Below are 16,176 nucleotides of genomic sequence, written 5' to 3' on the forward strand. Positions count from 1 at the left end.
CGGCTGAATTAATAATTAAGCGGTAATGAACTTGATAGTCAGTATGATATATTTTGGAGGGGTGAATTACAGGGGTTGAAATAATAAAGTGTTGTGCTATATAGATGAGGGTATAAGTTAAGGCAACCAGGGTATTTAGTAGCAATGATATTATTGTGATAAATGTCAGGATATTTATTGATTTGAGGGGAGTTATTTTTATACCTTGCCCGTTATTTTGCCCGACGGCGCTGTAGTGCGGCCTGACGCCCCTCACCCTAACCCTCTCCCCGCAGGGAGAGGGGATCGTCCGTACTAGCCGGTAATAATGTGATTCTGGTTCACCAGTTCCTCATAGGTGGTCTGGACGTCGTCCAGCGTCACCAGCGTGGCCGGAGCATAGCTGGTGCCCGTCCCATCCCGGTCGATGCTGATCACCGTGTTGCCATCGCTGCTGTTGACCTGGAGATATTCCCCCAGCGTGCCGCGATCGCCATTCCACCCCACCAGCAGCTGGCTGATGTCGATTTTATCGCCCTCCGCCAGCGAGAAGTTGCTGACGTGATCGCCGCCGTTGTCGCTGAGCACGTTGTAAATCAGCGTTTCACCCGTGGGCTCTGCGTTCAGGGCAAACGCCGTGGCGGTCGTCGTGGTGGTCGGCGGATTTGGGGCCGCCGGATCAACGTCTATCGTCCAGGTCTCGGAGATCAGGCTGTGATTGCCCCGGCGGTCAACGGCATCGGCGGTCAGGGAGTGGATCCCATCGGTCAGACTGGCGGGCACCTGGAACGACCAGTTGCCCGACGAATCCACCTCCGTCATCCCGATCTGAATGGCCTCGCTGTAGACAAAAATTTTGGTGCCGATCTCACCTGTGCCGGAGATCAGCGGCGTGCGGTCGTCGGTTAAGGTCCCGCTCACCACGGTACCGGTTATGTCCGGCACGTTATCCGCCACGTTGGTGATGATTGGTGTGGCCGGTGGCGTGATGTCATCGGCTTCAACCGTGCTCGGATCGCTTGTGTTGCCCGCGTGATCGGTGGCGGTCAGGCTCATGATCTCGCCGTTCAGCTTGGCGACAGGCAGCGTGAAGGAGAAGCTCCCCGTTTCGCTAACCACCACTTCGCCGAGTTTATTGGTGCCTTCCATGATCACCACGGTGCTGCCCGCTTCCGCAGTGCCGGTGAGCGCCAGGCCATCGTCGGAAACATCCAGTCCGGCAGGCGGGGCCGGCGGCGTGGAGTCATTAGCCGTGGCCTGAGCAGGTGGACTCTGGTTATTGGCGGTGTCGAAGGCGTAGACCGTCAGCACTTCGCCGTTGAGCTGGTTAGGGGAGATGTTGACGCTGAACTTGCCGTCGGCCTCCACGGTGCCGGTACCAATCTCCTGGCCGGTGGCGTCGCGAATCGAGATGCGGGCGTTGGCTTCCGCTTCACCGCTCACGCTGTCCCCCGTCTCGGCGACGACAAGGGCGGTCGGCGCCGCCGGGGCGGTGGTATCCGGTACGATCAGCGGGGCCTCAGGGCCTTCGTTACCCGCCCGGTCGGTGGCAACGGCGCTCAGCGTTTCGCCGTTGGTCTGCGGGGTAGTCAGGGTCAGCGTGAACGCTCCGTTGACGTCGGCGGTGGCGGTGCCGAGGCTTTCGCCCAGGTTATTGGTGACCGTGACCGTCGAGTTGGGCTCGGCGCTGCCGGTGAGGATGGTGCCGGTGGCATTGATCGCGAGGCCACTCGGCGCGGCCGGTGGCGTGCGGTCAACGGTAAATTCAAACGGCGCGGAGGTGGGGCTCAGGTTGCCCGCGACATCCGTCTCCGTCAGGGTGAAGCTGTGCTCCCCTTCAATCAGCGGCTCAACAGGGGTGTAGCTCCAGGAGCCGTTGTCCGGGACGATGATCTCCGCCAGCAGCAGCTCGTTATGGTAGAGGGTAATGGTACTGCCGGGATCGCCCGTGCCGCTCAGCACCGGCTGGGTGGCATCGGTAAAGCCGCCGGAGGTGACGAACCCCTGGATGTTGCCCACGCTGTCCATCACCTGCAGCACCGGCGCATCTGGCGCAATGGTATCGATGGTGAGGATAAAGTCTTCGGAGTCCGGTCCAGTATTGCCTGCCGGGTCGGTGGCGCTGGCGGTGATCTGATGCAGACCTTCAGCCAGATCGGAGGCGGGCGTGAACGTCCAGCTGCCGTCGCTGTTCACCACCGTACTGCCGATGTTTTTGCCGTTGTCATAGAGTGTGATGGTCGAACCGGCCTCGCCGCTGCCGCTAAAGACCGGGCGCGGATCGTCGGTGGTCCCGCCGCTGTTCAGCGCCCCGGTGATGCTGCCGACGTCATCGTCAGCAATGATGATCATTGGCGCATCCGGGGCAGTGGTGTCCGCCGCGGTAATGCTGGTTGGCGGGCTGACGTTGCCGGAGCCGTCGGTGGCTTTCGCCGTCAGGGTTTCGCCGTTGGTGTAAGGCGTACCCAGCTCGACGGTGAACTCGCCGTTGCCGTTGGTTTTGGCTTTACCCACCACGTTACCGCTGGCATCGGTGATGGTCACCGTGCTGTTGGCTTCGGCGCTGCCGAGAAGCTGGGTGTTACCGTTGGCGAAGTGCAGGTTGGTCGGCGCGCCGGGTGGCGTGGTATCCAGCACGGCCGGACCCGGATCGATTCGATCGCTGCCACCGCCGCCACCACCGCCGCCACCTCCGCCTGCTGCCAGGGCAATACCGCCCGCTGCGGCCACGCCGCCCAGCACCCACGGCCAGATTGGCGTATCACTTGATGAGTTGCTGACGTTACCCGCAATCAGCGCATCGGTGGAGGGGATCGACTGGTAACGCTCCACCGCCAGCGGATCGTCAATCCACCATAGCGCGCCGTTTTCATCCAGCACCAGCTTGTGGTTGTTGACGTAATAGTTCTTCAGGGTCACGGTTTCGCCGTTGGTCATTCTGACCAGAAGATCGTTATTGCTGCGGGAATAACTGGCAATATCACCCCTGCCAGCCTGGAGCTTAATGACGGAATCTTCGCCCAGAACGATCTGGTTGCCTTCTGCCACGGTTTCTTGATGCGTCAGTCTGGAGATGACAGTGAATTTACTCATTTGTATTACTCCCACCAGAGTGTAATGACATGCTGTGTGTATAAATTCGTTTTTGGTCAGCAGAATTTAAGCGTCCCGAAGGAGACACTATTTGTTAGAAATAGTGACCTGCTGTAATGTTTTTTGTGCTGCCGGACAGGTTTGTCATCCCTGTTATTAATATTGTTAGCGTCTCATTATTGCTTTAAAAGGATATAGACAGAAAGGACTAAAAGCGCAAATGACGAAGCGGTGAAATAAAGGATAGCCGATCGTTCACCTTTTATGTAGCACAGTTAAGAAGGCGATTTACAGAGGGTGATAAGTCCGCAGGCCTTGCCGGGCGTGGCTTTGCGGTGATTATCTCATAGAGATTTCAGGTTGTGGAGATTGCGGTCGATCACAATTTATCGCGATAAAATTGCCGTTTTTATTAATTAAATGCGGAGCAGGGCAGTATTATGTGCATTATATTTATAAAGGCCGGGTGATTCTTAATTGCGGTGTTGACATCTTTTTCAGGTTAGCTAATAGAGTTGCCGATGAGATTTGTAATAATACAAAAGTATGATTTTTATTCCTGTAAATAACGTATTTTGTGGGGCGCCCTACGACGTTCGTATTATTTTATCTCTTGTCGCACTTTGTGGTCAGGCAGTATAGAGTAAATATACGGTTTTTGCCGGGTCAATTATTAATAAATATTATCGAATAAAGTGAATATCAGGCCGCGCTGTCATAAGGCGCGGGACGGTTTCGCCTGGATATCAATGGCAATGGCGATGCGATCGTCAACCACCAGCGCAAAGCGATCCATCTTATAGGCCGAACGTGAGATAGCGGTGGTGGCGTGCAGGGCGATCGCCTCACCCGGCAGGGGATCGAGCGTGGCTTCCAGGATCACCGGACGGCTAAGATCCCGCACGGTCAGCGTGCCGAACGCGCGGTAGTGATCTTCTTTGAGCTTCACCACCCGGGTGCTGGAAAAGGTGATGGTCGGATAACGCGCGGCGTCAAAAAACATGTTGCTCTTCAGCTGCCAGGTGAGCAGGTTGTTGGAGGCCTTAAGCGTGGCGACCGGAACCGTCACCTGGATACGATCGTCAAATTCGTTGTCCGGGTTCAGCGTCACCGTCCCCGTCACGCCATTGAGATTCGCCCACGACGGATCCCGCCGAACGCGCGCCACGACAGTTTGATGGCGGTCTTCTGGGTGTCGATGGTGTATACCAGGGGAGCCGCGTAGAGCGACGGGCAAACGAGCGTGACGACCAGCAGAAGAACGAGGCGCAGCATAGGGGCTCTCCCTTTCACAGATAAAAGTTAACGCATCAGGTGGCAGGTTTATTCGGTGTAAGGGGTTGCCCTGCGTGAGATAAGCGTAGAAAGGCGCAAGCGCGTCGGCAAGGGTTTTCAGGGCATTGTCATTTATGCGTTTGTGGTGAGGTCACAGTTCTGGAAAGTTTTTGGGGCGGAGGTAAATGCAAAACGGCAACGACGTTGCCGTTTTTAATGTTTGCTCCCTCTCCCTATGGGAGAGGGCTGGGGTGAGGGGATCAGGCCGCACCGGTAAGACATCGCCGGGTGGCGGCTACGCCTTACCCGGCCTACGAAACCAGATCTGTAGGCCGGGCAAGCGAAGCGCCCCCGGCGTTAGGCATCATCCTCAGACCTTCCAGGCCGGGCAAGCGAAGCGCCCCCGGCATTTCACCGCGTCAAATCTCCTTAAACGCCAGCTCCAGCCTTGCCATCAGCGGTTTAAACAGGTAGCTCAGGAAAGTGCGCTCTCCGGTTTTTATCGTCACGCTGGCGGGCATCCCGGCTTTGATCTTGTGATCGCGCAGCAGGCGCACCCCTTCCGGGGAGACCTGCACTTCGGCCAGATAATAGGGTTGCTGTGTCACTTTATCGGTCAGGCGGTCGGCCGAGACCGTCAGCACCCGGGCCGGCACCGTCGGCAGCAGGGCGTGGTTCAGGGCCGGGAACATCACGTCGACGGTCAGCCCGGGGGCCATTTTATCAATCGCCTGCACCGGGATTTTGGCGTCAATCTGCAGCGGCTGTCCGGCGGCGACGATATCCATCAGGTGTTCGCCCGGCTGGATCACCCCGCCCACGGTGCTGACTTTGACGTCGAGCACCACCCCGTCAATCGGGGAGCGGATCACCGTGTTATCCAGCTCGTGACGGGTAGACTGCAGCTCGTCCTCCAGCATCGCCACCTCTTTTTGTTTCAGGGTTAATTCAGACTCCACCTCCCGCAGGTACTGGTGCTGCACCTGGTAGGCTTTGATCCGCAGTTCGTTCTGCTGGGATTTCAGTTTGGCGATGTTGAGAATATCCTCCGACACGGTACTGGAGATCTCCGCCGCCTCGCGCTCCAGCACCATCAGCTGCGCTTTCGGGTAGTAGTTTTTCTCGCTGAGCGCCCGGATGGCCCCCAGCTCTTTGTTGATAAGATTGAACTGATGCTCGCGGTAGCCTTTAATTTTATTGAGGTTCTCCGTCTGCCCGACCAGACCGTCAAGGGACTCGTCGATCATCGACAGCTCGTCCTGAATGTTCTTGCGCCGCGTCTCGAAAAGTTTGGCCTGCAGCTGCTGGCTCTCGGCCAGGCGTTTATTCCCGGCAAAGTTTTTCAGCAGCCCGTCGCTGAAGGTAATGGTGTCGTCGCCGTTGCGCTCCGCCAGCAGACGGTCCTCGCTGGTTTTCGCCGAAATATACTGGGCGCTTAACGCGCTGTAGCGCATGTCCAGTTGCAGGGTGTCGAGGCGCATCAGAACCTGGTTCTTTTTCACCACTTCGCCCTCTTTCATATAGATGTCGGTCACCCGACCGCCGCTGAGATGCTGAATGGTTTTGCGGTTGCTGGAGACCGTCACCGTGCCGTCGGCCACCACCCCGGCATCGAGCGGGGCTTTTACCGCCCAGAGCAGAAAGCCGCCGACCGCAATGATTATTACCGCAAGACCGCGAATCAACGGCGGCCAGATATTGATATCGACAATCTCGGCGTCTGGCATTGCTGAGCTCTTGTTATCGTTTTTCATGATAATGCCTCACGGGGTGGTTGTTGGGTCTCTGGCTGGCCTTCCGCGGCGGGGGCGACAGGAACCGATTTGAGCATGTTGGCCTGGCGCAGGTTGGCAAACACCTGTTCGCGCGGGCCGAATGCCTGGACGGCACCTTCATTAATCAGCAGCACTTTATTCACCACCCCGAGCAGGGTCGGGCGATGGGAGATCAGCACCACCGTTTGCCCGCGCTCGCGCAGGACGGTAATCGCTTTGATTAAGGCCATCTCCCCGGCGTCATCGAGGTTGGCGTTGGGCTCATCAAGAACGATAAAGGCCGGGTTGTTGTACACCGCCCGCGCCAGACCGATGCGCTGGCGCTGCCCGCCGGAGAGCTGATGGCCGCTGGCGCCAAGCGGGGTGTCGTAGCCCTGCGGCAGACGTAAAATCATCTCGTGGACCCCGGCAAGCTGGGCGGCGGCGACAATCAGTTCGCTGTCGGCGGGCCCAAAGCGGGCGATGTTCTGGGCGATGCTGCCGTCAAACAGCTCCACGTCCTGCGGCAGATAGCCCATCGATGGGCCAAGCAGGTTTTTATCCCACTGGCAGATGTCGGCCCCGTCGAGCCGCACTTTGCCGCTTAGCGGGTGCCACACGCCTACCAGCAGTTTCGCCAGCGAGCTTTTGCCGGAGGCGGACGGCCCGATGATCCCCAGCACTTCGCCCTGTTCCAGCTGGAACGAGACGTTGCGCAGGGTGGCGATTTTCTGCCCCGGAGGGGCGGCAAAGATCCCTTCGACGCTGATGATGCCTTTCGGCGTCGGCAGGGTGAGGTTCGCTTTGGGGGCCGGGTACTCCTCCAGCAGCTTCGTCAGCTGTTTCCACGCGCTGCGAAACTGCACAAACTGCTTCCAGCTGCCGATGATCTGCTCCACCGGGCTCAGCACGCGACCGAGGATAATCGAGGCGGCAATCATCAGCCCGGGGGTGATCTCGCCTGCGATGACCAGCAGGGCACCCGCGCCCAGCGAGATGGACTGCAGCAGCACGCGGACAAACCGGCTCAGGCTGCTGTAAACCGCAGATTTATCGGCGATGCGCGTCTGGAGCACCATCACTTTGCTGTGTCCCTCCAGCCAGTGGTTTTTCAGGGTGGCGAGCATCCCCATGGCTTCGATGGTGTCGGAGTTCTGCAGCTGCTTATTGAGGATGATCGAATTGCTGACGCTTAACATATGCGCCTGCTGAATCGGCGTTTTGGTGGAGAGTTCCGTTAAGACAGTCAGGCAGAGCAAAATAAGGATCCCGCCCAGCGATAAATAGCCCAGCAGCGGATGCACCAGGAACGCCACCAGTAAATAGAACGGCGTCCAGGGAATATCGAGCAGGGCAAATAAGCTGTTGCCGGAGAGGATCTGGCGAATCTGGGCCAGCTCGTTCAGCGCCTGCGCCGGGTTATTATCCCCCGTCGCAATTTTGCGCTTAAAGGCGGCATTAAAGACCAGCTGGTTTAATTTGACGTCCAGCCGGTTGCCGAGCCGGGTCATTACGCTGGAACGGGCGAACTCAATCATCCCGATAACCACGTATAACCCGACGATTAGCAGGGTTAACATCAGCAGGGTGGTGGTGTTCTGGCTGGCCAGAACCCGGTCGTACACCTGGAGCATATAAATTGCCGGCGCCAGCATAAGCATATTTATGACGCTGCCAAAAAACAGCAGGGTAATAAATGCAGGCCTGGTTCCCCTCAGGGCATTTTTCAGTTCTGTTGACTTATACTGGCGCGGCATAGGGCACTCCTTATTACATCAATGAGGTCTTGTTATGGGTTTACGCTGTGCGTTAACTGAACTGGAAGTCCGTTGCCGTTATCGCACTCACCGTGGTGTTCATTAAGGTGATCCGCTCCCCGCTGGCGAAGTTCAGGACCGTCGACGTACCGCTGGCCGTTACCGAGATGCTGTTCAGGTAATTGCCCGCCGTCAGGCCTCTTCCCGCCAGGTTAATGAAGTCCTGGCCCCCTGCGGCGTTGCTGTCGAAGTCGGTGATCACGTCCTGCCCGAAGCTGGCGCCGAAGGCAAAGACGTCGTTGCCGCCGTTACCGGTCAGGGTGTCGTTCCCGCCTCCACCGTTGATCCGGTCTACGCCGGTGCCGCCGGTGATGGTGTTCGCCTGGGCGTTACCGGTGGCGTTGAAGCCGCCGATGCCGGTAAAGGAGAGCACTTCCACGTTTTCCGCCAGGGTGTAGGTCGTCAGGGTGGTTCTCACGGCATCGTTGCCGCCGTTTGCCCCCTCAACGACCGTATCGCCCGCGTTGTCCACGGTGTAGGTGTCGTTCCCCAGACCGCCGGTCATGGCGTCGGCACCCTGGCCGCCATCAATGCCGTCGTTACCGTTGCCGCCAATCAGGATGTCGTTCCCGGCAAGGCCGAACAGCGTGTCGTCGCCATCCATCCCGTTCAGGGTGTCGTTCCCTCTGCCGCCCGTCATGGTGTTAGCCAGTGCGTTACCGGTGCCGTTGAAGTTGCCTGTCCCGGTGTAGGTCAGGTTTTCCAGGTTATTGCCCATCACGTAGCTGGCGGCGGTCACGTTGACGCTGTCGGTCCCTTCGTTGACGCCCTCGATAATCACGTCACCCGCATCATCCACGTAGTAGGTGTCGTTCCCGACGCCGCCCGTCATCTGGTCGGCACCCGCGCCGCCGTCCAGGGCGTCGTTGCCGGTGCCGCCGATCAGCACGTCGTCGCCCGCCAGCCCGAACAGGGTGTCGTTGCCCGCGCCGCCGTCGATGTAGTCGCTGCCCGCGGTACCAAACAGGGTGTTCGCGCCGTTGGTGCCGACCAGCATGTTGCCGACCGCCTGGGTTGGGGCGGAGGTGAGGGTGACGGACGGGTTGCCTTCATCGTCGGTGACGGTGACGATCACCCGCAGCCGCTGCTCCACCATCGCCTGGGTTGGGGTGTAGGTGGCGGCCGTTGCCCCGGCAATGTTGACGAAGCCCAGACCGAGACTCACCTGCCACTGGTAGCGGAAGTTGTTGCCGTTGGTCAGGCCGTCGCCATCGGTAATGCCCGACACGTCAGCCGTCAGGGCCAGGGTGCGGGTTGGGGTCAGGTCGCTGATCACCGGCACGCCCTGGGTCGGTTGATCGCGAGGGCCTACTGCGCTTGTCACCGCCGATACCAGGGATTCCGCATCGCCCATCCGGTCGGTGAAGCTGGCGGTGACCCGCAGCTGCCGTCCGGCCAGACCGTTGCCCACCCGGAACTCGGTGCCGGTGGCCTGGTCGCGCCACTCTCCGTTAATCAGCGCCTGCCAGGTGTAGGTGATGGGGAGGTTGTCCGCCAGACCGTTGGCATCCAGCAGGTCCACGGTGTTGACCCGCAGCAGATCGCCCACGCCCGGCGCCTGGCTGCTGATGTTGACGTTACCGGTGGCATTTTCCGCGGCCACTTTCAGCTTCACGCCATCGCCAAACTCCAGCTGCTCGATATTGAGCAGGCGGTCGGTGCCGTCACCCAGCGGCAGGTTTGCAGAGACGGTGGCATGGTTGACCGTCAGGCTGCCGTCGACGTTGCGGGTAAAGTTGTAGTTACCGTTTACGTCGCGGTAGAGCGCCACGTCGGTTTCGCCCTTGTTACCGTCATAGAGGATCTCGCGCACGATGTGCAGCTGGCCCGGATTAAGGGTGCCATTCAGCATCTCGGCTTTGAGCTCGTTCATGCTGTCGACGCTCTTAATCACTTTGGTCGGATCCAGTTTGTCTCTGACTTCGATCCGCACGTTCAGCCAGGCGTCGCCATCAATGATGTCATCACCCGCTTTACCCATGATGCGGTCGCTGCCGCCGCCGCCAAGCAGGATGTCCGCCCCGTTGTCCGGGTTCAGCACCACGCCATCCACGGCCCCGTTGATGAGAGTGCTGCCGACCACCTTATCCAGCCCGTTGATGCGGGCGACACCTTCCAGGGTGAGGTTGTTGGAGAGCGGGGTACCCTGCACCGGCGCGGTACCCACAGGCTGGTCGGTGCCGGTGAGCACGTCGTCAAACTTCCAGCCGGAGAGGCCTTCCACCAGGTCGAAGCGATCGCGCAGGATAAACTCCTGCTGGTTAACGAAGATCGGGATGCCAAGGTCAGAGTTGGCCCCCACCACGTCGCCCTTGTGGATCGCCCAGTCGAAGCCCGCCATGCCGTTGTTACGCTGGATGCCAGCGCCCTGCACCATGATGTCGTCGCCCGCTTCGCCGTCGTAGTCGGTGTCGTTGCCCTGACCGTTCAGCACGTCGTGGCCGACGATGGTGCTGTTAAAGAACAGCTCGGAGTTTTCGCCCGTCAGGGAGTCAAAGCCGTCGCCGCCTTCAATCCAGTCATCGCCTTCGTTGCCCAGCAGCGCGTCGCCGCCGGAGCCGCCGAGGATGAAGTCATTATCCAGCCCGCCGAACACCTCCTGCGCGTCTTCGCCGACGACAATAAAGTCCTGACCGCTGCCGCCGAAGCTCAGGTCGTTACCGTTGCCCGAGAAGATGACGTCGTTCCCGGCATCGCCGTGCAGGAAGTCAGCGCCGCCCACCGGTGTCCCGGTGTCGGTGATGATGTCGTCCCCGTCGCCGCCGTGAACGGTATCGGCTTCGTCGCCGCCGTCGAGACGGTCATTACCGCCGTCACCCCACAGGCTGTCGATGCCCAGGCCGCCGATTAAGGTGTCATTCCCGGCGGAGCCGCCGAGCACCACGTGGCCGGGACCGGAGTATTTGAGGTAGGCCCCGTCCGCTTTGCCGTCGCCGTCAACATCCGCCCCGGCCGCTTTACGTATCACCAGCGGGGTGAGCAGGTCCTTGAGCGCGTTACCCCATTTTGGATCGGCCCCCAGTTGCACTCCGGTGTTCACCTCCAGGACATGGTCCGGGGTCATGAACAGTCTGGCGTGAACGTGGGACGAGCCTTCGTCGCCGAGGTCGCTGTTACGCATCACCAGCGCGGCAAACGAGTTAGCCTCCAGCTGGTTAAGCATGTTCAGCCCCTGAGTACGGCTCAGGTAGTAGAAGCGGTCGCCGTCCTGCAGCATCTCCATCTGCGTCTCAAAGACGAAGTTGAAGGTGGAGCCGAGCATGCCGCCGAACTCCATTTTCCGTTCCGCCAGGCCGCCAATCCAGAAGTCGACCATGTTCAGGCCGGACTCTTTGGTCGCCCACGCCCCGGTGCTGTTGAAGAAATCAAAGGCATCGGCGCGGGTGGCGTCATCGGCCGGGCCAAACAGCAGGAACTCAACCGCAGCCCGTTTTTCGGCGATGGTCGTGGCATTGAGGATCAGCTGATGCTGGCCGTAGGCGGCCATAAAGTTGAGGATCGAGGCGGTATTTTTCAGGTTCGCGGCGAAATCTGCCCAGCTCTCATAGGGTTTCAGCTCGCTGTTGCCGGTGAGGGTGAAGAACTGTTCCCGGGCCTGGTTGAGGGTCGGCATGAAGGTGTCGCGGCCGCGGGCGATGTTAAGTGCCCCCAGATCCAGCGGCAGGCCGACCAGGTTGTTACGCAGCGCCCCGGTCAGGAACTCGTCGATCTCGTTCCCCACCTGACGGGTCATGCCGCGCACGATGGCCCCGATGGCCGCCTGATTATCCAGCGATCCGTTGTTATCGAAGGCCAGCGGATTGAGGAAGGCCTGGATCAGCCCGAGGTCGTCGCTCTGCATGTCAAAGGTGGTGCGATCCACGGTCTCGGTGAGCATCGAGTGGCCGAAGCGGTACACCACGTGGGCGAACTCCGCGAAGATCGCCGGGTTGATGTCGGCGGTGTTCGAGAAGACGAACGGGTCGACCGCCGGCTGGACGGTACGGGCGAACTCTTCGAAGACCAGGTGCTGGTATTCCATCTCGGTGGTGAAGCGACCGGCCTGGAACAGGTATTCGCCGTTCCACACCAGGGTGCTGGTATCCGCCGGGATCTCGGTGATCTGATGGTTCGGCATCAGCCACTGGTTGATCACGCTGATATCGCCTGACCCGAGAATAGTGGCTTTGTACTGCTCCACCAGGCGGTTATGTTCGTCGTGGAACACCGAGTGGACGGCGGTCAGGCCGATGTTCTCGTTGCCGCGACCGTCGCCGGTGATGAAGTGGCGATCGAGCAGCTCGTTATCGTAGGTGCCCGCTTCCGGTGCGCCGCCGATCACATCATTGGTATCGGCCAGCAGATTGCCGTTGGCGTCCAGTTTTGGCACCGCGGTATGGGCAATATCATCGAGGAAGGCGTGGCCGGTACGCAGCGTGTCCGGCGGCAGGCGTCCGCCGTCGGCCTCCACCAGCCCGTGAGCGGTAACGATCTGCACCTTGCCGCTGGCGCTGAGCATCAGGTTGCCGTAGCGGTCGGTAGCCAGCAGCGGCACGTTGAAGATATCCGCATCGGTCAGCTGAATGCCGAGGAACTGCAGGGCATGCGCTTTGACTTCACCCCAGGTAGCCATCCCGTGTACGCCATCCAGCAGATGACCGGTTGGCCCCGGTTTGCCATCGATGAAGGTGTATTCGCGCAGGAAGATCTGGTGCGACGGATGGGAGGTGTAGGTCTGGTTCTGGTCGATCCACGGGGTGGTGGTGTTCACGGTGTTGTGGGTGGCGTCCACCTTCGCCCGGGTGAGGAGCATGAAGTTGGTCGGGGAGCCGGGGACATACAGCGGATCGTCAGGCATCAGCGGGATAAACACGATCCCGTTGCCCTCTTTGGGGATCAGATCCAGACCGTGGTCGAAGAACTGGCCGAAGAAGGTCATCCAGCCGTTAAAGGCCGGAGAGAGGCCAACGTCCGGGGAGAGGTTAGGGATCGACAGGCTGCCGTTCTCGCTGGTGCCGCCGCCGGGGGCGTCTTTCAGCCCTTCCGCCGCCTCGACCGCCGCCGGGTTACTGGCGGTCTGGTCGGAGATAATATTACTGATGGTACGCGGGTCGGCGTCCGTCACCATGCTGTTCGGGCCGGAGGCGGTCAGGTATTTAGCCAGCTCGGGGTCGTTTTTTATCGCCTCCAGATCCAGCGGTACCAGCCTTGGCATATTCTGGTCGGCTGAGCCGTACATCTCCTGGCCGGGGATCAGGTTGTTCCACGAGCCGTCGACGGTACGTATGCCGTAGGGGAGAAGCGGGTCGCCCACCGCATCACGCAGCGCGTCGCCGTCGATCGTCCCGTCGGCTTTGGTGGCCGATTCGGAGATCTTGATCTGCTTCAGAATAAATTCGAGGTCATGCAGCGTGACAGTAAAATCATATTGTTCGGCCATAAATAATTACCTCAAGCTTGGATCGCTATCATCATTCGTTTTCGCTGTTTAAAAATTGTGCGAAAAGAATGCGCCGGGTCGTACGGGATTGATTTTTATGTTTGCGATGGCATTAATGTGCTCCGTGTTAAGTCGTTAATGACAATACGCTTTCGCCCAATATTTCTGGGTGGTCGGGAAAGAATTTTGGGTAAGTTTATTTATCCCTCCCGCGGAGAGATAAATAAAATCACTAACGGACTCGGCGCTTCGAATATGCAGAGATATTCAAAGGGTTAGGGTCACAGAGATGACAATGTTTTAGCGTGGCTTAACGGATGTGTAAAAGTGTTATCACATGTTACAGTCCCGCTATGGAGATAACTATGGAATGTCTTTATCTTCCGACAATAATACTTTTTTATGAGCGCCTGAAAGTTTATTTATTATTTTTCTACCCCGTTGTTGCCGTTGTTAAATTTATTTAAGAGGCGGCACAGGGGCATTTACATTGCTTCGCCTGCTTATTAAAAAAGCTGTCATGCCCGGCGCGACAACGGGCGTGCGGGTGCGCACCGTTGAAACCGGTTGCGCGGAGTTGTACATCTTTATTCTTGCTGTCTATATTTCAGAAATTCTTTTTTTATTCAGCTTTAAAAAATTTGGGGTTATTTAGCGTGAAAATTTATTTTAAATTTTCCGGTTGGGAAACAATATTACTCTGCGAAGTAATATTTGAACGCCTGGTCAAGTTTAATAATCTTTAAATGGCGAGGGCGATATTTAAAAAGAGTAATATCTGCAATTGAGAATTATTCCGATATTATACCATTGGCAATATTCCTGGGCCCAGCGCTATATAAGTCGATGTCTGCACTACAGTTATCCCCGCCGCCTGCGTAACCCATAACACCTGGCACAAACGCCTGTGGTATGATAAAGAACTCCTTAACTCAACTTCTTACGATGTAACGTCTATGACTCTTTCCAGCGAAAAACAGACAGAAATCTCCTCTGAGACCATTGGGCGCACCTTGCGTCGCCGCCCGCTGGCGCGCAAAAAATTGTCCGAGATGGTGGAAGAAGAGCTGGAGCAGATGATCCGCCGCCGGGAGTTCGCCGAAGGGGAGCAGCTGCCTTCCGAACGCGAGCTGATGGCCTTTTTCAACGTCGGGCGGCCTTCGGTGCGCGAGGCGCTGGCGGCGTTAAAGCGTAAAGGGCTGGTGCAGATCCAGAACGGCGAGCGCGCCCGTATTTCGCGTCCGTCTGCGGATACCATCATCAGCGAACTCTCCGGTATGGCGAAAGATTTTCTCGCCCATCCGGGCGGGATTGCCCATTTTGAGCAGCTGCGCCTGTTTTTTGAATCAAGCCTTGTGCGCCACGCCGCCCAGCATGCCAGCGATGAACAGATTGCCCTGCTGGAAAAAGCGCTGGAGCTGAACAGCCAGTCGCTGGATGACAATGCCCTGTTTATCCGCTCCGACGTGGAGTTTCACCGCGTGCTGGCGGAGATCCCCAACAATCCTATTTTTATGTCGATCCACGTGGCGCTGATCGACTGGCTGATCGCCGCCCGTCCTGCCGTACCTGAGCAGGCGCTGCACGAGCACAATAACACCAGCTATCAACAACATATCGCCATCTTTAACGCCATCCGCAGCCGCGACCCCGATGCCGCTGAACAGGCGTTACAGGCCCACCTCACCAGCGTTTTCGCCACCTGGCACGCCTTCGAACAGGGCAAAAAGCGCCGCAAATAACCTCGATCGTTTAGTGAAGTAGATCGCGTTCCGCGCATTTCGATCGCGCTGTTTTTAATCTGTCTGGTATAACAGGTATAAAGGTCTACCGTTAAAACGTCATCACAACACATTCGAGGTATCTATGTCCGTCACGCTTAAAGGGGTTATGCCCGCACTGCTTACCCCCTTCGATCGCCAGCAGAAGCTGGATACGCAAAGCCTGCGCCAGCTGGTGCGGTTCAACATCGCTCAGGGGATTGACGGCCTGTATATCGGGGGCTCCACCGGCGAAGCCTTTGTGCAGAACAGCGCCGAACGTCAGGAAGTGCTGGAGATCGTCGCCGAAGAGGCCAAAGGCAAAGTGACCCTGATTGCCCATGTCGGCACCGTCAGCACCCATGAGAGCCAGCAGCTGGCCCAGGCCGCCAGCCGTTTTGGCTATGACGCCGTCTCTGCCGTCACGCCGTTCTACTATCCGTTCAGCTTTGAAGAGCATTGCGATCACTACCGGGGAATTATTGATTCGGCGGATGGATTGCCGATGGTGGTGTACAACATTCCGGCCCTGAGCGGGGTCAAACTCTCGCTCGATCAGATCAACACCCTGGTGACCCTGCCGGGCGTCGGCGCGCTGAAACAGACTTCCGGCGATCTTTTCCAGATGGAGCAGATCCGCCGGGCGCATCCGGATCTGGTGCTGTACAACGGTTACGATGAGATCTTCGCCTCCGGCCTGCTGGCAGGCGCGGATGGCGGCATCGGCAGCACCTATAACATCATGGGCTGGCGCTATCAGGGGATTGTCAAAGCGCTGAAGGAGGGGGATATCGCCACCGCCAGCGCACTACAGACAAAATGTAACGAGGTCATCGACCTGCTGATCAAAGTGGGCGTGTTCCGTGGCCTGAAAACGGTGCTGCACTATATGGACGTGATTGATGTTCCGCTGTGCCGCAAGCCGTTTGCCCCTGTGGATGAGAAGTATCTGCCTGAGCTGCGGGCGTTAGCGAAGCTGCTCCAGCAGGAACAAGAACAACAATAAGACAACGCCGGATGCCGGGCATACCCGGCATCACTGAAGCTGTATCCTACAAACAGCGTATGGGTTTACCCAT

7 protein-coding genes and 1 pseudogene are annotated in these 16,176 nt (G+C 58.4%); 3 read left to right on the forward strand and 5 right to left on the reverse strand.

Annotated elements, in window-relative coordinates; translation table 11 throughout:
• Positions 1 to 294: 294 nt before the first annotated feature.
• The 5 genes and pseudogenes from K5I40_RS20305 to K5I40_RS20325 all read right to left on the reverse strand — a co-directional run bounded on the left by K5I40_RS20305 (position 295) and on the right by K5I40_RS20325 (position 13,337).
• Positions 295 to 3,072, reverse strand: a complete 2,778-nt coding sequence (locus tag K5I40_RS20305; protein ID WP_223074806.1) for an Ig-like domain-containing protein — start codon at positions 3,070 to 3,072, stop codon at positions 295 to 297.
• A 715-nt stretch (positions 3,073 to 3,787) separates the two neighbouring features.
• Positions 3,788 to 4,347: pseudogene (locus K5I40_RS20310) on the reverse strand (YceI family protein).
• A 419-nt stretch (positions 4,348 to 4,766) separates the two neighbouring features.
• Entirely contained in the window at positions 4,767 to 6,101 is a 1,335-nt protein-coding gene (locus tag K5I40_RS20315) for an HlyD family type I secretion periplasmic adaptor subunit (protein WP_138371030.1), read from the reverse strand.
• On the reverse strand, positions 6,098 to 7,858 hold the full coding sequence (locus K5I40_RS20320) for a type I secretion system permease/ATPase (RefSeq protein ID WP_052246187.1): 1,761 nt from the start codon (positions 7,856 to 7,858) through the stop codon (positions 6,098 to 6,100). Before K5I40_RS20320 ends, K5I40_RS20315 begins: the two co-directional genes overlap by 4 nt.
• Positions 7,859 to 7,910: 52 nt before the next feature.
• Positions 7,911 to 13,337 (reverse strand): peroxidase family protein, encoded by a 5,427-nt coding sequence (locus K5I40_RS20325; protein ID WP_223074807.1) that lies wholly within the window; start codon positions 13,335 to 13,337, stop codon positions 7,911 to 7,913.
• A gap of 490 nt (positions 13,338 to 13,827) precedes the next feature.
• Here K5I40_RS20325 and K5I40_RS20330 point away from each other — a divergent pair, with 490 nt between their 5' ends.
• The 3 genes from K5I40_RS20330 to nanA all read left to right on the forward strand — a co-directional run bounded on the left by K5I40_RS20330 (position 13,828) and on the right by nanA (position 16,103).
• A complete protein-coding gene (locus K5I40_RS20330) occupies positions 13,828 to 13,992 on the forward strand; it encodes a hypothetical protein (RefSeq protein ID WP_251929636.1) in 165 nt (54 codons plus the stop codon).
• A 301-nt stretch (positions 13,993 to 14,293) separates the two neighbouring features.
• Positions 14,294 to 15,079, forward strand: coding sequence for a transcriptional regulator NanR (nanR, locus tag K5I40_RS20335; protein ID WP_138371028.1), 786 nt, complete (start codon positions 14,294 to 14,296; stop codon positions 15,077 to 15,079).
• Positions 15,080 to 15,203: 124 nt separating this feature from the next.
• The gene (gene nanA / locus K5I40_RS20340; RefSeq protein ID WP_223074808.1) at positions 15,204 to 16,103 is read left to right on the forward strand and encodes an N-acetylneuraminate lyase; all 900 of its coding nucleotides are present in this window, start codon (positions 15,204 to 15,206) and stop codon (positions 16,101 to 16,103) included.
• Positions 16,104 to 16,176 lie beyond the last annotated feature (73 nt).

The organism is Leclercia sp. LTM14, from assembly GCF_023736175.1.
Lineage (GTDB): Bacteria > Pseudomonadota > Gammaproteobacteria > Enterobacterales > Enterobacteriaceae > Enterobacter > Enterobacter barmai.